The sequence below is a fragment of the Ktedonobacter sp. SOSP1-52 genome (genome assembly GCF_016587395.1).
The window spans coordinates 2,340,490-2,359,198 of the sequence record NZ_BNJH01000001.1; the positions used below are offsets into that span (position 1 = coordinate 2,340,490).

The 18,709-nt window shown below is 53.6% G+C and carries 19 protein-coding genes and 2 pseudogenes; 5 read left to right on the top strand and 16 right to left on the bottom strand.

The window, feature by feature from the left end:
- Positions 1–280 precede the first annotated feature (280 nt).
- Positions 281–832 carry a hypothetical protein gene (locus JMJ16_RS11045; protein ID WP_201381176.1) on the top strand — a complete coding sequence of 184 codons (552 nt, stop codon included), beginning with the start codon at positions 281–283 and terminating at the stop codon, positions 830–832.
- A gap of 40 nt (positions 833–872) precedes the next feature.
- Here the strand turns inward: JMJ16_RS11045 and JMJ16_RS11050 are convergent, their stop codons facing one another.
- Positions 873–1,583 (bottom strand): IS6 family transposase, encoded by a 711-nt coding sequence (locus JMJ16_RS11050; protein ID WP_201382821.1) that lies wholly within the window; start codon positions 1,581–1,583, stop codon positions 873–875.
- Positions 1,584–1,672: 89 nt separating this feature from the next.
- Here JMJ16_RS11050 and JMJ16_RS11055 point away from each other — a divergent pair, with 89 nt between their 5' ends.
- Together JMJ16_RS11055 and JMJ16_RS11060 are read left to right on the top strand one after the other, a co-directional pair.
- Positions 1,673–2,236 carry an aminoglycoside phosphotransferase family protein gene (locus tag JMJ16_RS11055; RefSeq protein WP_201381178.1) on the top strand — a complete coding sequence of 188 codons (564 nt, stop codon included), beginning with the start codon at positions 1,673–1,675 and terminating at the stop codon, positions 2,234–2,236.
- A gap of 933 nt (positions 2,237–3,169) precedes the next feature.
- Complete coding sequence (locus JMJ16_RS11060) at positions 3,170–3,328, top strand: DUF4113 domain-containing protein (protein ID WP_201381180.1); 159 nt, start codon at positions 3,170–3,172, stop codon at positions 3,326–3,328.
- Positions 3,329–3,366: 38 nt separating this feature from the next.
- Here JMJ16_RS11060 and JMJ16_RS11065 read toward each other — a convergent pair whose 3' ends face one another.
- The 10 genes from JMJ16_RS11065 to JMJ16_RS11110 all read right to left on the bottom strand — a co-directional run bounded on the left by JMJ16_RS11065 (position 3,367) and on the right by JMJ16_RS11110 (position 10,795).
- Positions 3,367–3,600: a hypothetical protein gene (locus JMJ16_RS11065; RefSeq protein ID WP_201381182.1), complete on the bottom strand. Its 234-nt coding sequence runs from the start codon at positions 3,598–3,600 to the stop codon at positions 3,367–3,369.
- Positions 3,601–3,688: 88 nt separating this feature from the next.
- Entirely contained in the window at positions 3,689–4,585 is an 897-nt protein-coding gene (locus JMJ16_RS11070) for an ABC transporter ATP-binding protein (protein WP_201381183.1), read from the bottom strand.
- A 28-nt stretch (positions 4,586–4,613) separates the two neighbouring features.
- Complete coding sequence (locus tag JMJ16_RS11075) at positions 4,614–5,465, bottom strand: hypothetical protein (protein WP_201381185.1); 852 nt, start codon at positions 5,463–5,465, stop codon at positions 4,614–4,616.
- A gap of 52 nt (positions 5,466–5,517) precedes the next feature.
- Positions 5,518–6,351, bottom strand: a complete 834-nt coding sequence (locus JMJ16_RS11080; RefSeq protein WP_201381187.1) for a hypothetical protein — start codon at positions 6,349–6,351, stop codon at positions 5,518–5,520.
- On the bottom strand, positions 6,344–6,925 hold the full coding sequence (locus tag JMJ16_RS11085; RefSeq protein WP_201381189.1) for an RNA polymerase sigma factor: 582 nt from the start codon (positions 6,923–6,925) through the stop codon (positions 6,344–6,346). Before JMJ16_RS11085 ends, JMJ16_RS11080 begins: the two co-directional genes overlap by 8 nt.
- A 428-nt stretch (positions 6,926–7,353) precedes the next feature.
- Positions 7,354–7,962 (bottom strand): hypothetical protein, encoded by a 609-nt coding sequence (locus JMJ16_RS11090; protein WP_236601400.1) that lies wholly within the window; start codon positions 7,960–7,962, stop codon positions 7,354–7,356.
- A complete protein-coding gene (locus JMJ16_RS11095; RefSeq protein ID WP_201381191.1) occupies positions 7,872–8,384 on the bottom strand; it encodes an IS1 family transposase in 513 nt (170 codons plus the stop codon). Before JMJ16_RS11095 ends, JMJ16_RS11090 begins: the two co-directional genes overlap by 91 nt.
- A gap of 311 nt (positions 8,385–8,695) precedes the next feature.
- Positions 8,696–9,433 carry an SDR family NAD(P)-dependent oxidoreductase gene (locus tag JMJ16_RS11100; protein WP_201381192.1) on the bottom strand — a complete coding sequence of 246 codons (738 nt, stop codon included), beginning with the start codon at positions 9,431–9,433 and terminating at the stop codon, positions 8,696–8,698.
- Between the two features lie 307 nt (positions 9,434–9,740).
- Positions 9,741–10,349: an SDR family NAD(P)-dependent oxidoreductase gene (locus JMJ16_RS11105; protein ID WP_201381193.1), complete on the bottom strand. Its 609-nt coding sequence runs from the start codon at positions 10,347–10,349 to the stop codon at positions 9,741–9,743.
- Positions 10,346–10,795: a MerR family transcriptional regulator gene (locus tag JMJ16_RS11110; RefSeq protein WP_236601401.1), complete on the bottom strand. Its 450-nt coding sequence runs from the start codon at positions 10,793–10,795 to the stop codon at positions 10,346–10,348. The genes JMJ16_RS11105 and JMJ16_RS11110 overlap by 4 nt, the downstream gene beginning before the upstream one ends.
- Positions 10,796–10,948: 153 nt before the next feature.
- Between JMJ16_RS11110 and JMJ16_RS11115 the strand changes: the two are divergent.
- A pseudogene (locus JMJ16_RS11115) lies at positions 10,949–11,269 on the top strand (IS6 family transposase); the annotation flags it as partial.
- A gap of 191 nt (positions 11,270–11,460) precedes the next feature.
- Here the strand turns inward: JMJ16_RS11115 and JMJ16_RS11120 are convergent.
- The 5 genes and pseudogenes from JMJ16_RS11120 to JMJ16_RS11145 all read right to left on the bottom strand — a co-directional run bounded on the left by JMJ16_RS11120 (position 11,461) and on the right by JMJ16_RS11145 (position 16,521).
- Positions 11,461–12,054, bottom strand: a complete 594-nt coding sequence (locus tag JMJ16_RS11120; RefSeq protein WP_236601402.1) for a WD40 repeat domain-containing protein — start codon at positions 12,052–12,054, stop codon at positions 11,461–11,463.
- 185 nt (positions 12,055–12,239) lie between these two features.
- Positions 12,240–13,541, bottom strand: a pseudogene (locus JMJ16_RS54025) (protein kinase); the annotation flags it as partial.
- Positions 13,499–14,275 (bottom strand): ubiquinone/menaquinone biosynthesis methyltransferase, encoded by a 777-nt coding sequence (locus tag JMJ16_RS11135; protein WP_201381195.1) that lies wholly within the window; start codon positions 14,273–14,275, stop codon positions 13,499–13,501. The gene JMJ16_RS11135 and the pseudogene JMJ16_RS54025, both read right to left, overlap by 43 nt.
- Positions 14,263–15,006: a hypothetical protein gene (locus JMJ16_RS11140; protein ID WP_201381196.1), complete on the bottom strand. Its 744-nt coding sequence runs from the start codon at positions 15,004–15,006 to the stop codon at positions 14,263–14,265. Before JMJ16_RS11140 ends, JMJ16_RS11135 begins: the two co-directional genes overlap by 13 nt.
- Before the next feature lie 792 nt (positions 15,007–15,798).
- Positions 15,799–16,521, bottom strand: a complete 723-nt coding sequence (locus JMJ16_RS11145; RefSeq protein WP_201381197.1) for a TetR/AcrR family transcriptional regulator — start codon at positions 16,519–16,521, stop codon at positions 15,799–15,801.
- 1,216 nt (positions 16,522–17,737) lie between these two features.
- Here JMJ16_RS11145 and JMJ16_RS11150 point away from each other — a divergent pair.
- Entirely contained in the window at positions 17,738–18,592 is an 855-nt protein-coding gene (locus JMJ16_RS11150; protein ID WP_201381198.1) for a hypothetical protein, read from the top strand.
- Positions 18,593–18,709 lie beyond the last annotated feature (117 nt).

Consider the following 18,709-nt stretch of genomic DNA (forward strand, 5'->3'; position numbering starts at 1 on the left):
TCTCCGCAGAGCTGTGACGCGCTGCGCTTCCCCTCCTCAGAAGAAAAATGAGCCAGTGTGAGGTTGGGACTGCGAGAGGAAGCGCTTCCGGAAGGACATACGATAGAAGAAGAAGGATGAGACCTTTCTCAGACAAGAAAAGACACGTCTGGGACGGCTTGTAGAGTGAGTGTGAAGCGTAGGTGTGTGATGTGTCTCCCACACGACGAGAGAGCAGCAGAGAACGTTCCTGGTAGAGCCAGGAATAGCCTGGAGCTGGTGATGGCGCAAGGAGCTCTCGATGACCCCAAAGCACCAAGAAATCATAGATGCGACATTGCAGGCGATGTATGCGCGTGAGCGGCGGTACCATCATGTGCTCAGTCTTCCTCCTGAGGAGCCGTTTCGCACGCGGAGCATTGAAGAACTGCGTGCCAGTTTGCTGGGCCAGAAATTGTGCTGGATTGCGGAGTACGTGGAGGGTTACCCCGCTGCGGTTCAACCAGAGCGACGAGAGGAGTCACGAGGATGGAAGACAGTTGAGATCATTGGAGGCATACGTGGGGAGGTCTTCCAGGTGTGCTCGGTCGTCTATGGTTCACCGGATCGAAAGACCTGGTTCTTTCCAAAGGGATGCCAGCACACGGGAGTAGGGGGGATATTACACGCGGCGCTTCTGCAATTTTACCGCGAGCATTTGCCGCCAGACCAACTGGTGAGCGTCGCCGCGGCGGTAATCACTGTCTCAGAAGCCTCAAGAAGCTTCAAATGTAAGCAGCTTGGGTCGGGAAGCAGGGTCGGCTTTGCCATCGAGCGTCAGGTTCCTTCCATGGTTGTGTTGCAAGAAATTTAAAGAAAAGAAGATGAGTAAGAAATATCCCTTTCTGCTTTGTTTAAGCGACCACCCCAAACAATTGAGTGACGAATGTTGCTTGGGCTTCTGCATCCCCTTTGTCTACCCCTTGCAACTGTCCTTTCCTGATCATGTTCATCGTTTCGTACCCTTGAAGGGTTCGCCTTGCCGTCTCGAACGAGAAAAAGCCCATCCCGGGCTTGGCTAGGCGTTTAATAAAACGATGGTCTTGTTCAACCAAATTGTTAAGATATTTGACTTGTCTCAACTCACAGCTTTCGGGGAGATGTCCTCTTGCTTTGAGCTCGTTGAATGCTTTGGGATAGGCCGCGTTTTTGTCCACATTGATCACTCGTGGTTCAGCAGTATGAGGGGCGGCAAGGGTTTTCAGAAAGAAACGCTTGGCGGCTTCTCCGTCTCTGGTTGGGCTGAGTACGAAGTCGAGTGTCTTTCCCTGCGCATCAACCGCTCGATACAGATAGACCCATTCTTTTTTCACTTTGATGTAGGTCTCATCAACCCGCCAGGAGTCCGATGTGGTTTTCAAATAGGGACGACATCGCCGCTCCAATTCTGGCGCATAATGCTGAACCCAGCGGTAGATGGTCGTGTGATCAACGTGTAAGCCTCGCTCCATCATCATCTCTTCGAGGTCTCGATAGCTCAGCGAATAGCGCACATACCAGCGAACACAGAGCAAAATGATCTCAGACTGGAAGTGGCGCCATTTAAAGGGATTTTGACTTTGGATACGCATAAAGGAGACCTCTTTCGCTTTTTCCCTCCACTCTAGCAGATCAGCTTCCTTTTTTGCAACACAACCGAAGAAGCGAACTAAGGATGGCCTTGTCTTTACTTCTTCCCTTGCTGTGCCTGTTTATGCGTCAACTCTGGCGACCGGTACCCAGGGAGCACACCTTCCCGACCGTTGAGCAATTGGGGCAAGACCTGACGCAGCTCCGAGCGTCCTATGCTGGCGGCTATGGCCCGTTTCCGCCGCGCCTGGTCGACGAGGCGATGGATCTCTTCGCGACATTAAGCGCCTCGGCGGAAGTGTCCATGCTGCTGCACGGCGATCTGCACCACTATAATATCTTACGTTCAGGTGATACATGGTTGGCTATTGATCCTAAGGGGGTGGTTGGTGATCCTGGGTATGAGGTGGCGGCCTCGTTCTTTAACCCTCTGCCTCGTATCCTTCTCGTGCCCAACCTGGAGCAGATGCTTGCCCGGCGCGTTGCTCAACTGAGCGAGGAACTGGGAATGGAACGAGCGCGCATACGCGGATGGGGATTGGCACAAAGTGTGCGCAACGCGTGGAGTATGGTGGCGCATAACCAGTTGAGCATGAACCCACAGGGAGTACTTCGATGTGCAGAAATTCTTTCGCGTCTCACCGTTTGATGCTGGGCGCTCTCCCGTTACGCCCCTGTTTCCGAGCGTCCGATCCTGCATGGTTTGTAGTGCATGCATCACTGCCCGTGCCGTGAACCGCGCAACGGCAGAAATATCAGGAGTGTTGTTCAAAGAGAGATGTCTCATCAAACGAAGGTTTTTTGCTACTCAGCCCTTTCCCTCATAACGAAAAAAAGAAGGACCTCTTTTCCACTTCCTCTTGCCGTGAATTTACCAACGTCGTGTGCTGAAATCCGCTTGCAGAGCCGTATTCCCAAACTCGAACCTGTGGATTCCAATCCTTCGCATCAAAATTCCACCCTTGAGTGCAAAAAACGTCAGCCCTTAAGTGAATTTACCAATACAGTCGCGTATCCTTTCATTGGGACATGCTATATATTGTCTTCACAGCCATTCTCAGGCAACAGCTTAGTATATATGCTCGCATCTCTACTCTTTATGCTCTGGGAGAGCTTGATCCTGTTAGGATGGATCACAGCGCCAATTGGTGGAATAGCTGGTGGGCTGTTCTTCTACCTCCAACGGGTACTGACTTCTTCTCAAGGAGAGAACAGCTTGTTACAGGAATAGCAAAAGGGCATATGGAGCAAATTGAAGCGTTGTTGACTGGGTCGTCAGAGTATCGGGAGCCAAGCATGAATGGACCAGGCATCCTTATGGCATGAAAACACAAATTTGGTAGATATGATGGGCTTGCTGCTCTTTGTTGTCGTTCTTGCTACTCCCATCCAAGATCGAGAGGGGGCCACGCTCGTGTGAATCAAAGGGACAGGACACTGGATCCGCTTGGCTCGCGTTTGGGCAGACGATACATACGCTAGTGAACGCTTTGAAGCTTTGCCTGGAGATGGCGCACGAACGAGAGTCTGAGACAAAACCCAATCTGCGAGCCAAGCGTGCACCGAGCGGCAAGAGCGGGTGATGACGCTAGTGGATGAGGTCAATGCGCAATGGGGGCGCGGCCCAGTCCGCTTTAGGGTACAGGGGACGCAACGAACGTGGTCCATGCGGCAGTCGAGGCGGTTGCAGCGCTGTACGACGTGTTGGAATGAGTTACTGACGATAGGTGGGGAGACATGATGAGCGTGGAGGGAGCAAGAGGTGGCAGTAGCCGACGCCTAGGAGGTGATGTCCTGCGCGCCGGCGAAGGACATCACCTCGGCATCATGGAGAGCGAGAGCCAGTTGGGTATCGGCATACTGGTGGGTGGAGTGGTGCTGAAGACTCATAACGAGCGGAGAGACAAAGCCGGCGTTGACTCCCATGGTACCATTGCGTCCGCCCCATTCCCTGATGGCAATCAGTGATTTGTCACCGAGGAGGGGGTTAGCAAATGCAAGGATATTGGTCATAGGATTCCTTTCTGCTCTGCCGCGTTCCATCTCCGGATCACTGTACCTACACAGACGACACCTCATCCTTCTCAGTGTCAGTGGAGAACTACTTGATTGCTACGGATTCCTCTGCAGTTGCCTGCTGCGTGACGAAGAGATAGGCTTCTTCGAGCGTTGGTTCAACGGGTATGGCATTCGGATGGGGGCTGACTGCGGAGATCAGGCGCATCTCGACTGTTCTCCCACGTCGCAAGGCAAGGCTTGTGCGATAGTGCAAGCGCAGCCTCTCGTAGTCGGCAGCATCAAGGGTGAGACTCCAGACGCTTTCGGTCGCATCATTTAAGAGAGCATTGGTGGTGCCCGACCAGATGAGATGACCCTGCTGGAGGAGTACCATCTCGTTTGCCATGACTTCTATATCGCTGATGATGTGGGTAGAGAGCAGAATAAGTCGCTCATCAGAAAGCGAACTGATGATTTCGCGAAAATGCACCCGTTCGGCGGGATCGAGTCCGACAGTAGGTTCGTCGAGAACAAGCAGGTGGGGATCATTGAGCAGAGCCTGGGCGATACCAATTCTCCGTACCATGCCACCAGAGTAGGTGCGCAAACGTCGATTGGCATCCTCTCTTAGATTGACTTGCTCTAACACCGCTTCGATGCGGCGCCTCAGATGCTGACCAGACAGTCCTTTGAGTTCACCAATGTAGGTCAGGAACTCGCGAGCGGTAAGCTGCGGGTAAATGCCGAAGTCCTGGGGAAGATAGCCCAGCTCACGGCGTAGGAGCTGAGGTCGTTTCTGGATGTCCTGCCCCTTCCAATGGACTTTTCCGCAGTTGGGTGTGAGCAGGGTGGCCAGAATACGCAGCAAGGTGGTTTTGCCTGATCCATTCGGGCCGACTAACCCCACGATCCCACTATCCAGTCTCAGAGAGACGTTTTTGAGCGCCCAGCGCTGCTTTTCGTATTGTTTGCTGAGTCGATCGATGAATAATGTCGACAAGAATTTCCCCTTTCTCTTCCAGGGTTCATTACATTTTTCCCTGGCGCTGACGATGAACGACAGAGAGTGTGCAGATGAGCAGAAAGATGCTTAAGCTGAGAAAGAATACGCGGTTGATGAGCAAATTGAGCGTCAGATGCTCAGGGATGACCACGGTTTGATAGAGGTGAACCATCTGTTGCACAATGGTGGAAGTAACTCCCTGATCTTCTCGTTGTACTAAAAACTTGACGGAAGAGTCGATGAAATCGCCGTCACCAATGAAGTGGTTTGCGGTATAGAGTAGATCGTGAGGCATATAGAAGGAAATGGTGAGCATTTTGGGAACCTGGACGAGATAAGGGACCATCCAGATGATTACGACCAGAACCGAGATGAGTGCGCGATGCCCGCGTGTCCATGTAAGCCCAAAGAGTGTCAGTGATGCTGCGAACAACACTGGTACAAGAACAAGCAGGAGCCAGGCTTGTATATAGACATTTGGCCCAAGTACAGGACTATAATACTGTTGCCCACAAAGTATATATGAGTTGCCGACGAACGTTAGCCAGGCTACTCCGGCATAAACCAGTAACGAGAAAAGACCAGCTAGGTACTTTCCAAGCACATAAGACCCCGTCGCCAGGGGCGTGCTCAGGACGATGCCATCCAGACGACGCTCGCTGTCACGCTGGATCTGATTTCCGGTCGTCAAGGCAAGCAGGAGCGTGAGCAAACCGAGAGCTAAGCAGAGATTTCCCCACCATTGATCGTTCACCTGGTTCACCAGCATAGAAATTCCCATTCCCACCAATGCTATAATCAGGGTGAGTAACCATGCCATCGCCCCACGCCAAGAGAGCAGCAATTCAAACCGGAAGACCGTCCATAGATTTTTCATGATGTTTTCTCCATTGTAGAGTAAAGATGAGTGCCTCGGAAGCTCAGGTTCTTTAACTGTAGTGCAGTAAGTATTGTTGCCAGTTTGAGCCGCGCAGGAACAGCAGCAGCAGCAGCAGCAGTCCGATCAGCGCGCATAGCCCACAGAATGCAAGATGTGTTGTATTCTGGCTCACGAGAGAAACATGATCCAGAGCAGGAGATTGAGACATGTACGCTGCCGTGACGAGAAGCAGCCAGGGGACTCCTGCAATCAGGAGGGCGGGGAGCGTTCCCCAGCGCAATGCCACAGGAAGCGAGATGCCAGTTAGGAGCAACAGCGGGCCGAGCCATGTGAGCAACAACGCGACGAAGGGCGCGAAGTTGAGCAGGGCAAGAGCAACAGTTGCAATCATTCCGAGTAGAATGTCGAATCCGACAATTGCCAGAGCAAGTGCAGCAGTGATCTCGATGATGTTGGTCGCGCAACTGGCTTCGACTTCGTGAGTGCGCAGCGCAAGTGTCCGTAGAGCATGGATGATGCCTACAAGAGGGGCGAATGGCAGCAGGATGATGAGCAGATTGGCGATATCTTGCCCACGAAGGAAGGGTGCGATGAGAAAACACATTGCAAACAGCAGAACGCCGAGGATCCAGAACACAGGACCTAACAGAACCATCTGCCAGCGAGCAATGCGCAAGATCTGCCAGGGCGAGGAGTGCCAGTGCAAGGTCGTTCGCATTCTAGCGGTCTCTTCGCGCAAAAGGCGGTCCATGATGTTCTGTGTTGCCTGAGCAGATGGGTGTGGCACTGGCTGCGCAGCATAGAAGTGGGCAATGTGTTGCAATGTCTCTGGTAACGAGTCATTCTCGCGCGGCTTCTCTAGCTGATGAGGAGAATTATCCATACTGTTGACCTCTTCTTTCCGGGACGTCACGGTGCACTGGCTGTTTGAGATGCAGACGTAACTGCCGCAGAGCATGAAAGGTACGACTTTTGACCGTCCCTTCGGGGATGCCAAGCATGATTGCTAGCTCTTTAACACTGAGTTGCTCTCCGTAGCGGAGACTGAGTATTTCTCGCTGTTCAAAGCTAAGATATCCAAGGGCTTGTCGCAATTCGTGCTGCTGCTCCCAGCGTTCCAGCCAGATGGCAGGATCAGATTCGCTAGCTTCTCTCTCAGGAATGGGCGCCCGTAGGTCGACGTGTCGCTTATAGGCACTCGCATGATCGTTGAGGGCCAGCCGCCGAGCGATGGTATAGAGCCAGGGACGGAAGGGCCGTGGATACTGATACGCTGATGCGTCGCGTACCAGGCTGACGAAGGCTTCCTGCACAAGATCTTCCGCGCTTTGTACATCTCCTCCCAGTAGGTGATAGAGGTGGGCAAGCAGAGGAGCATGATAACGCTGCACAAGTGCCTCTAATGCGGCGGCGCTCCCCTTTTGCCATGCGCGAAAAAGGTCTTCGTCGGAAGGCATATCATGGATCCATCCTTTCTTCTCTGTGAGAGGACACATGCTTATATGAGTATGGGTGCATATCGTGTGTATTCGTTGCGATGAAACCATGCTCCTTCCGATTCGCCATTGGCCAGAGCGCAGGTTTTACCACAATGAGAGCTTCAAAGCATAAGTCAACCATCATAAGAGCCGATGTCCTATAGGGGACTTAAGTTCCATCCTCTCAAGCATCCTCTGTTCTATATACAAGATAAAGCGGAAATGGTTCATTTGCAAATAAATTACGGTATTGTCAATTTGGTAGATAGCTGAACAATATGCTAGAATAGCTGTATGAAAACACACACCACTCCTCCCTACGACAAGGCTACCGCTTTCCGCCGGTTGTGTTGCAAGAATGAAGGTGTGATGATAATGCTCTGTCAACTAAGATTTGGGTAGTGACTCTATTGAGAAGTGGTGTAGAGAGAAGTGGTCAAGAACGCGATCCAGGACCAGGGATGGTCGGTGAGTCCCAAGGCCATGGCAGGAGTGCGTGGCTGATAGCGTCGCGACTCCGCAGGCATTGGGAGACGTAATGCGCGATGAGGGCGTATCCAGTTGTGTTCAAAAAGCTGCAGGTGGACCAGGGCATCCCAGGTAGCGTCCCGTTTGGCAAAGGCATGGGTCTTGCGGGTGAGGGCATTGAGCCGATCGCGGAGCATGCCGTTGACCCGCTCAATATGGACGGTTCCGGGTTGGGAGATCACCTCGCCCAAGGCGGCACGGATCTCAACGGAGAGCAGTTTCCCATGCTCATCGCGATGCTTGATGGTCTGCGTCAAGCACACATGTGGAGGGACGACCAGTGGGGGCCGACCGCGCTGGCCCGAACGTAGAGGCTGACGATAGGCTCGAGTGAGGATCGCGGCATACCCCCGCCAGCCATCGCTGCACCAGTTCAACGGATGGCCCTGCGTGCATGCTACGGTGAGGGTGACCGCTCGCTCGACGAGATCGTCGCCGATGCGTCCTGTGGCACAGGCGGCGATGAAGCGGCTAGGGCGATCTTGCACGAGGCATCCCCAGCGTTCACCGGCATCAGCTTCGTCGGGGACTCCGTTTTTTTGCGCACGAAGGACCAAAACTCGTCGATTTCTACCGTTGTGAGGTGCAGATCCTGCGTGAGAATGGCCGTCAAGGCCTCCGCATGCTCGCCTGCTCGCCGCAGCCATTGGCCAATCGTCTCGTACTTGTGTCCAGTAATCTCTTCCGCCGCCCGCAGACTTCCTCGGCGCATCACGACCAGGAGCGCTTGAGCCACCTCGGCTACTGGCGTATGCAGGCCATACATCGGTGTGCCTTCCGTTTCGCCAAAGAAGCGGCCGCATCCACGACACTGATAGCGCTGTCGTCCTTTGCTACTGCCATTGCGAGTGACGTGTGGCTGCGCACACGCAGGATTGGGGCATGCTGGCAGAGATGGGGTTGCTGTCATGGTCAGTCCTCCTGACCTCTATTTTACCACTTCTTTCAAGAGTCACTACCGAAATTTTGACTCGGCTGCTCGTTTCTGTTCTGCCTTTGACGAATGAAGGAACTCTCTCTGCCCTCGCTCCACCATGGAAGAACCATCCTCACGCTCAGAACAGCGACGAGCTTTCCTTGATCGGCTGACAGCCTTGAAGACATCGGTACAAGCAGCCTCCTAGCAAGAGACCGCAATATCCTTAGCATTCGATTTCCACGATGAGCTTCTGTGTTCTCAGTTCTGACAGAACCTTTTTGCAACACAACCCACAGATGTGCTCACGCGCTGCCTCCAAGGGACCTGCCTCCGTCGAGAAGCAGCACCTGCCCAGTGATAAAGCGAGTCGCGGGATCAGCAAAGAAGGCAACGGCCTGAGCGACGTCCTCAGCTTCAGGCATTTGCCCGCCGGGATAGCTGGCTGCGAGCTGCGCCAGGTTCTCTTGAGACCGTCCTGCCAGCAGCGGTGTCATGACCGGCCCCGGCGCGACCACGTTGACCGCTATTTGCCGGCTGGTGAGCTCAAGCGCCATGGTGCGCGTCAGGCCAACCACGGCTGCTTTGGAGGCGACGTAATGGGCATGGTAGCGCGACCCAAGATAGGCGCGTGAGCCGATATTGATGATTCTCCCGCCCTCCGACATGCGGGTGAGAGCAGCCTGGGACACGCTGAAGAGGCCAACGACGTTCACCTCGTACATGCGGCGCATATCTTCTGGAGCGATGCCTTCGAGCGTCTTTTCATCTTCCACCCCAGCGCTATTGACGAGCACATGAACTGAGCCGAGAGAGGCGAAGGCATTGACAATGGCTTCGCGCTGGGTGATGTCGCATTCCACCGCGGCCCCTTGGAATCCCCCCTTTTCGATCAAGGCTACTGTTTCCCTGGCCGAGTCTCGATTGCGGTCGAGAGCTACTATATTCACATCTGGTCCGGCAAGCCGCTGAGCGCAGGCACGTCCAATGCCACTGCCCGCTCCGGTCACAACGATGATCCGTTTGCCTGATTTCTGTGTCATTGTTCTTTCCCTCTTCTCTCATTGAGCATCAAGAGCTATCACACGCACATGTATTTCTGAATTCTTTTGACTCTATCCGCCCGGATGAATACAACTGTAAAGGCGCCGGCTGCACATCCGGCATTACTCTTACATGGCCCATACTGACGTTGCGCCCCTGTTCAGGAGATTAGAAATGAGAGGTATCCTGGTCTTCCTGATCGATCCACCCAAGCGCTAGCAGATCTTTTGACGACAAGTGTTGTTGCAGTTCGGTAAGTGTCCCACCCGGATTCACTGCATTGACGGTAATGCCTCTGTCTCCAAATTATTGGGTCAGGCCGACAGCAAACAAGGCATTCGCTGTTTTCGACTGCCCACACGCTTTCCATTTGTCATAGGGGCAATTCTGATACTGGAGATCCTCGAAGTGAATGTCAGAACGATGATGGGCGCTGGATGAGAGCACCACGACACGAGGTGGTGCTGCAGCGAGGAGGGCAGGAAGGACCAGGCACGTTAACAGATAATGCCCCAGATAGTTCGTTCTCAATTGCAGTCCAAAGCCATCCAAGGCCACGCCCTGGGGGGTAGCCATGGCTCCTGCGTTATTCACGAGGACATGCAAGGTGGCCCACCGAGCAAGAAACTGCGATGCTGCCTGGCGGATCGAGGCAAGCAAACCGAGATCCACTTCCAGAATATGTGCCTCTTGATTAGTCGTGGTTTCGCGCAACTGCTGAGCAGCGTGCTCTCCTTTTGCGAGGACGCATACAGAGAGTATCACTTCAGCATGCGCTGAGAGCAATGCACGGGTGGTCTCAATACCTAAACCCGATGAGGCATCAGCGACCAGCACCGTTTTCCCGCTCAGGTCATGTCCAGCAACCACATCAGTATCTGTCGCCTGGGCTATGAATGGAGAAGCGATGGTCATCGTATTCCCTCCTCTTCTTCTGTCGTCGTCGCAGGAAAAGAGATGGCAGGAGACGAGGCAGCCAGGATCTCTTCCCGCTCTTTGTAACAGACGATTTCTTCGGTTAACGCCTCCATATGCTGCACCAGCTGTTGTATCTGTTGTGCTAGAAGGCGCTGGTGGTCTTCCAGGATGAGACGACGTTCCGTGGTCGTCTGTGGACCCTGGCGGCGCAACTGAGCAAAGTAGCTGATTTGCGTGAGAGGCATACCGGTCTCACGTAAGCGTATGATCAAATTGATCCAATCGAGATCTGCCTGCCTGTACTGACGCTGGCCGTTTGCCGCTCGTCTCACCGGCCCAATCAGCCTGATACGCTCATAGTAACGCAGAGCATCTATGGAGAGGCCCGTCCGTTGAGCTACTTGTCGAATCGTACATACTGCTTCCATATCAGAACTATACATGCTGGAGTGGACTCCAGGTCAAGAGGAAAGCAACGTTTTCCAGAAATCCCAGACAACTCTCTCTCCTCCACTATTTTACTGATGCTCTAAGCGAAGTTCCGCTAGAGTGTGATCGACTGATCGGCACAGAAACATTTTGGGGAGGCGTGCCCGATGAACTGCCCGTCTTGCCTGTCTGTAACGACGAGAGAACAAAACAGGAAAACCACACTTAGCTACCGGATATTCCGTTGCCGAGGGTGCCACCATATCTTCAATGAGCGCACTAACACGCCTTTCAACTTTCTGGACTATCCAACCGATCTCGTTCTGCTTGTCGTGCTCTGGCGGCTGCGCTATACACTGAGTCTGCGGGATCTCGCTGAGATGTTCCTTGAGCGCGGTTGGGTCTTCACTCATGAGGTGATCCGCGACTGGGAAGCTCGTTTTGCTCCCTTGCTTGCAGAACACTTGCGTACCAGGCGGCGGGGACAAATACTGAAAGTCCACAAAATGCTTGACAGACTCGCGACATTTGCACCCACTCATGCGCCGCTTGCGTCGCATGATGCAATCGGGATGTCAGGTCAATCGTCGAGCGGCTGAAGCCTGTCAGGCTTAACTGCTTCTCTCTGGCCTTGATTGGCTCTTAATTTAATGCACATGGGAAAATATGTCGAGACCCCTTATGGCGCATCCCAGATCTGCACTATTTTATCGGAGGTATAGGCCAAAGCGATGCGCTTGCTATCGGGTGACCAGGCTATGATGGTTTCCGTATTTCTCTGTTCAGGATAGGTAAAGACGTTTTCCCCCGTAGGTACATCCCAGACCTGGACATCCTTGCTTGCAGAGGCGATGTGCTTGCCGTCAGGCGACCAGGCTATAGCACTCACCCCGCCTTCCTGCCCGGGGTAAGTAAAGATACTTTGTCCAGCGGCTCTATCCCAGACCTGGACATCCCCGCTAGCCAAGGCGAGGTGTTTGCCATCAGGCGACCAGTCTACGTCAGTTACCCACCCTGGTATCTCCCGATAGGTAGCGATGTGTTTCCACGTCGTTGCATCCCAGACCTGGACATCTCCACTAGCCCAGGCGATGCATTTGCCATCAGGCGACCAGGTCACGGCACTCACGAACCCCGACTCTCCCGGGTGCGTCTGTACCAGGTAGGTAAAGACAAGTTTCCCTGTAGTTGCCTCCCTGACTTCTACTCTTGTCCCATAACAGGAGACCAAGGCAATGTGTTTGCCATCAGGCGACCAGACCACGGCACTCATCGAGCCTGGCTGCGTTTGACAGAGAAGGACAGGACTCCCGGTGACTGCATTCCAAACCTGCAGTGTCCCATTTGTGGAGCCTGATGCGACGTAGCGCCCGTCGGGCGACCAGGCCACATTCTTCTCCCCCCGAAAGATCCTTGGTAACTGCAGATTTGCCTGCCATTGACAGCATCCCAGACCTGCAGTGTCCCATCCTCAGAGGCTGAGGCAATACGCTTACTATCGGGCGACCAGGCCACGCCGATCACCTTCTCTCGATGTCCTCGATAGACGTAAGAGGAGGGATGGAAATCGAGACGGGGATGGGGATGGAACGTGTTTGCCCACCAGATACTACCGACCGCTCCGCCGGCGATCAGCGTCCCCAGGCCGATCAGAACCCTTCGCCGACCGGTGCGGTGATACGGCCAGGAAGTGGGGCGCTGGATCTGGTTGGATGGGTGGCTCCCTCCAGATGCAGGAAAGTCCTGAGGTGTTGGAGGCTGCCAGAGGCGGTCCATCTCCCGACCTGTACGCCGCTGGCGAATCATTTCCAGCTCGACAACGATATTGCCTACTGTGGCAGGTCGCTCGCAGGGATGAGGCGAGCACATACGCTGTACCAGGGCAGCGAGTTGGCTTCCGCCGACTTCCTGGTCGAGACGCAAGGGAGCAAGGTCTTGGAGGTATTCCGTAGGATCCTGCCCTGAGAGCACCTTGTATAAGATGATGCCCAGGCTGTAGATATCGGATTGCGGAGTCGTCTGCGCCCGACCGAACTGCTCGGGGGCAGCGTACCCCGGCGAGCCCAGCCGCCGGGTGTCACGGGCTTGGCCAGGGCGGAAGGTGCGTGCGATGCCGAAGTCAATCAGAGAGAGCTTGCCGCTCTGAGAGCGGATGATGTTGCTTGGCTTGAGGTCGCGGAAGATAATGGAAGGTTGGCGGGTGTGCAAGTACTCCAGCACAGAGCAGAGCTGAAACGCCAGGAAGAGCACCTCGTCGATCCGGAGCGGTTTGCCCTGGGTCATGTGTGTTTCCAGATACCTCTCCAGGGTAGATCCTTCGAGATATTGGAGCACGAGGTACAAATGGCCGTGATCACTGAAATGGTCAAAGAGCTGTGGTATCTGGGAATGGCACAATTGAGAGAGAAAGCTAACTTCGCGATTGAACATGTCAGTGACCTCAATCACCTCTTGCGCACTTCGTCCATGCAGGGGAATCTGCTTGATGGCGACGTTGCGCTCGGCTTCCAGATCACGCGCACGATAGACCATGCTGAAGCCGCCAGTACCAAGAATTGCGCCGAGCTGGTAGCGTTGGTGCAACAACGCTTCATCCTGTGTAGGCTCACCAGGCGTACTGGCTGTCAGGGGCTGTCCACAGGCAAAGCAGGAGGAGGAGTATGCTTGCTTGTTGTTTGCTGCACCGCACATCGGGCAGAAATCCGTTGAGATCATGGTCATGCTTCCTTTGCTTCGAGCACTGAATGGAATCCTGTACATCCTACTTCCCGTTTCGTCCCAAGATGAATAGCTACTAAGCCCCCATTGAGATGATGAAAGCAAACATCACTCCAGCCACACGCTTCCATCATCACCTTCAAGTGCGGCGCATCGGGGAAATGCTTGAGAGAAGCTGGCAGGTATCGGTAGGCTTCAAACCTCTGGCCGAGCAGCAGACCGAAGAAGGGCGCACAGGTGTAGAAGTAGCAATGAAACAGATGCCTGAAGAAGTTGCTAGGAGGATGACTGACTTCCAAGCAAACAACCCGACCACCAGGACGGACGACGCGTCGCATCTCCCAGAAACTTTGCGGAATATCTGCAAGATTACGTACGAGAAAGGCAGAGCAACACCCATCTACGCTGTTGTCTGGTACGTCAATGGAGGTAACATCACCTCTTCTGAGTTCGATCCGATCGTGGAGTGCTAACTGTCGTAGTTTCCGCTCTCCTCGTTCGAGCATCTCAGGGGCCTTGTCTATTGCGATCACATGAGCTCCCGGTTCTGAAGCTTGTATGATTGCGATGGCGAGGTCAGCTGTCCCTGTCCCGAGATCTAAGCCTGTTTCACCCGCTTTGAGAGCGAGATACCGTGCTGCTCGATCGCGCCAGAAACGAATCAAGCCAAAGCTGATGAGCAGGTTCATCCAGTCATAGATCGGTGCTATACAAGAGAAGATATTGGGGCCAGAGCAGCTTTGGCTCTCGCGTGGGGCATCTTCTACGGTAAACATGGATAGCAACTCCTTTCCACAAGGCCTTGATATGTCCACTTGTAAACTCCTCCCGTTGCCTGCACAGCACTATCAAAGATTAATCCCCTATGCTGCCAGAGATCATCCAGGAAGCTATACTCTACCGTGGCCTGGAGGGTCGTGTACTGCGTCTCACTTTTCTGCAGATCGACTCTGGCCAGTGCCCCTGGAACGGTCGCTAGGGTATAACTTGCCTCACCCAGGTTCATGAAACGAGCGAAAGTATCAAGGGAGTCAAAAACGTGTGAGTCCAGCACACAGGGAGAGAGGGATGGCTGGAATGAGGCCGAAAACAAGCATTGGCCATCGTGATGGACACCAATCGTACGAACAGTCCCATCTTGCGTAAGAGAAGCGCACACTTTAGCGATAGGGTCCGCAAATACCCATGGCCCAAGGGACGAGATCAGCGAACGGTCTGTATAGCGCCTAAGAATATAGACTGATGGCACAGGTTGCGTGTCGGTGATATCAATCACACCACACCGATAGGCGCAGGAGATGGTCTCCAAGCCAAGCCATGATGGCAACGGCACAAGTGTTACACGATCCAACTTCAGGATACAAAACGACACCACGCTCCATCCATGAAAGACCTGAGGACAGAGAGAAGTAACAGGCAAATGGCGAGTGAGCACTTCTGACCTCACCCGGAAGTTAAAGATGAAACGTTCGAGAAGGCGAGCTTTGACTGTACGTGGTCTGAGCATACCGTATGAATCCTCCCATACACGGTGATATATTCCCTTATTGCGCTCTGATGATTTCTCGCGGCCCATAGCGCCGCGTCAGTGTTCGCTGGAGATAGATGAGTAGCACTCCAGTTGCCCCTCCTATGGGAATGGTGAGCCATCCTGTAAGGATCAGGTCCCATATGACCAACGCAATTATGGTTGACGTCCCTGGTCGCAGCAGATGATCTCCAATCCAGGTCGGCCAGGGGAGCGCAGCTATGAGTGCAGCTTCAGGAACATGAGTGGCTGAGCAAGCACACTTCCTACTATTCTAACCAGGAAGCCACGTTTGAGGGTCGCGCGTCTGGGCCGCACGATCACGATCCACCAGAGTAGTCCCCCTGCGAGCAGGGCAGCAAGGGTTGCTTGAATAAAGAGAAAACTGGCGAGAGGAATGCACAAAGAAACAAGAAAAGTAGTAAGCCCTGAAGTAAGGACAACACATAGTCCAAACAAGAGCCAGAACACGCTAGGAGGTCGGACAAATGCTATTTCAGAGGTGACATTTGACATCATCGAATTCCCTTTCTCTTCTTCGTCGCAATAGTCATTCTTTCGCTGGTAATTGCTCAGTGTTTCTCCCAACCTCTTCGCAAGCAACTAGTAACTGCCCTTTTGTCAGAGCTGGAAAGACGACGAGAGCGCGGTTGGGAGAACCACGTGTCTGTAAGAAGATGCATTTTCGGCGGCGCTTCTCCAAAACTCGATACTCGTTCCGGCTATGGCTTTGCTTTGGCAAGAAGGGTTGCATGAGAACCACAGACGGGCTTAGGGGTTGTCATGTACTCCTTCTGCGGGTAGCATTGTCAGCCTCCCATCGCCAAGTATGGGGCCGAGAATGGCAACCAGCCGGGCCAGTGTCTGCCTGACGGGCGGGAGCCAGAGAAGCGGCTGCATCAATTTGAGCAGATCGCGGAGAAACGCGAGCAAAAGGTGTGTCCTGCCAGCTTGCTTGCTCTCATCAATGAGCCAGAAAAGCACCATGGCCAGGTGCATGCCATAGAGCACGGTGGCCAAATCCTCGCACTGGGACTTTTTTGGTGCATCTTTGGCCCCCAGAATGATCTCCAAATAGGTCTTTCTGCCACGACGGCGAATATCCGCCGTGCCCTCGCTAAACACCCCTGCGTTTGAGCGAGAATTGAGGGTGACACCAAAAAGAGCGCTGAGTGCTGCACGATGGGGGGCCATCAACTCCAACTGTCTGGCAACCATCGCGTGAAAACGCTCAGGCAGCGAGCCAGGAGCAAGCTCATGTGCATAGGCTTCCAGTTGCGCACACAGGTTGTGATAGAGCTCTAACACCAGTTCTTCTTTGCTTCTAAAGTACCGATACGTGAGCCCTGGTGAAGATCCCACTGCTGCCGCAATGTCTCGCATCGTGGTCTCTTCATATCCTTTGGACTCAAACAGAAGGAGAGCGCTTTCGAGAATGCGCTGGCGCGTCAGGTCGCCTTTTCGTGTCCTTTCCCCTTCTTGCTTCTCGTTCATGATTTCTCCCACTATCTTGGTCTCTTGCCAGCCCACAAAAGTGAATGTGTTTACTTTTTAGTAGTATAGTGCCTGGGCACAAGATTGTCAAGAGAAGTAAACACGTTTATGTGTGTGAGGGGATTGGCATCTTCCCTCTTTGGGGAAGCCAGGTATACGTAGGCTGAATTAGCGCTGTGGTGTGGTAATTTCTAGTGGCCTGCCTTGGCGCGGGTATTGTCAACTTGTTTGTAGTGCGCCCTTTAACGGATGAACGTGTTGCCTGAAAAGGCCCATTTGGATACCAATCCGAGGGGAAGCGGCATGCGTCGGAAGATGGCATCTTCCGGGGTGTGAAGCCCGCTGATAATGTACCGACCTCTTTGAGCCAAACAAAGAGAAGGGCTACCCCTGTGATCTATGCTGACGAGAGGAACCTGTGTTTGAAGCGTCGTAAAGTTGAACAAGTGAAATGGCTGATACACTTGGCCCAAAAGGGAAGGTGCCTTTGCCTCGTTGCTTACGAATCAACGAGGGGTATCTCATACGTGCACCCGGCGTACAGCAGGCAGCTACGGATCGCTGGAACATGTTCACACGGAACTGGGGAACTCTGATACCGCTTTCCCGAAAGGGGTGCGAGAATGCCAGCACGCGGGACAGAGGGCGGCGGCGGCGTAGTAATCAAATGGCACGCTGTAATGGCGTGGACATAGTGAAGATCCGCCAGGGAAAGACACTTGACGAGGGGAAAAATGGACGAAGTGAGGAAAGCAGATGACAGTTTGAGTAGTGACATCATGTTCTCCAGCATAGTGGAGGTTGTCACGCGACGGGTTGTGCTGTGCTCGAACTGGTGCGCCTCACTGGGGTAACCCAAATCCATCACCTCAAACGCAAGGGCCAAAAGGTCAAGTCGAGTACTGAAACGCCGGATGCGGTGAAAGTCGCATGTCCTGTGTGGATGCGGGGAAAGAGCGTAAGCTCCTACCTATGCATACGAAACGCAATGTATTGCTGAGTTATAACGAAGAATGCGTGCGGGAGGAGTCGATGAGAGACAGGGCGAGTGGTGGTTAGGCCGCTTGTTTGATTCCGGTTATCTCCTTCCACGCCTGGAATCGGCTCTGTAAAAGAACAAGATATTCCTGTGCATGCAAACGTTGTCCCCGTAGTTGAAAATGCCCTGTGATGGGACCGAATGCCGAACGGTTTCCATACGCTTCAAGGAGATATTATGGTCTTCTTGCTTGTGATTGTTGTGCCTCTGGGGGGCCTTCTCTGCTTCCTTGGAGGTGTCCTGCTTGTGATTGGATGGGTGATGGAGCACCACAAGAAACCTCCAACGGTTGTGGATGAGGATCGAGACAGACAGAAAAGTAGTTCGAAGAACAGGGAGCGGCAGCAATCTGGTGATGCCCGTCAGCTTCTCGAGGGCATTGGTGCAAGCATACAGATTGTCTTGCTGACGATTGGAGGGGTGGTTGCGTATGGCCTTCTTATGGATCAGGTAACAGCCCATCTCTGCGTTGAGTATTTTACCCTTGGTCACATCGATTACTGGAATCTGCAAGATCCTACGTTCCTCGCCTTGGAATGGGGTGTGATCGCTACGTGGTGGGCGGGATTATGTGCAAGCATTCCAGTGGTCCTAAGCGCGCGTCTTTTCCCACAACACCCCAGGCTTTTGGCCTCTCATCTGCTTCGGCCACTGCTGGTGATTCTCATAGGTATGGCAGGCATGACCCTTGTGGCAGGAGTGGTAGGATATTGCATGGCTCAAGGAGGGGGAGTCACTTTGAGGGAGCCATGGGCTTCGTTGGTACCGCCAACCCAAAAAGCGCTCTTTTTAGCGGACGAATGGGCCCATACGGCAGCCTATGGGAGTGGTGCTCTTGGATGCATCGTTCTTTGTTGCTGGTCATGGCGTAAGCGAGGGGTGTTACAATGTCTTGAAGCGATCCCTCATCCAGGGGATGAACAGCTTTCCAATCTGCCAGCACGGTGGGAAAAGTGCCTGGCCAGGGTTCTTATGGGAATTGGTAGTGGCGGGCTTGTGGTGGGGATCCTTTTTTCTCTGCGCTCTGAATAATGGCTAAGCTCACATGTGAACAGCGAAGAGAGGGGCACGGTGAGCTTGTCTTCTGCTTTATGGGGTGCTTCAACCCACGCGATACGCAACGAGATGACGAGAGAATACGTCAAGAGA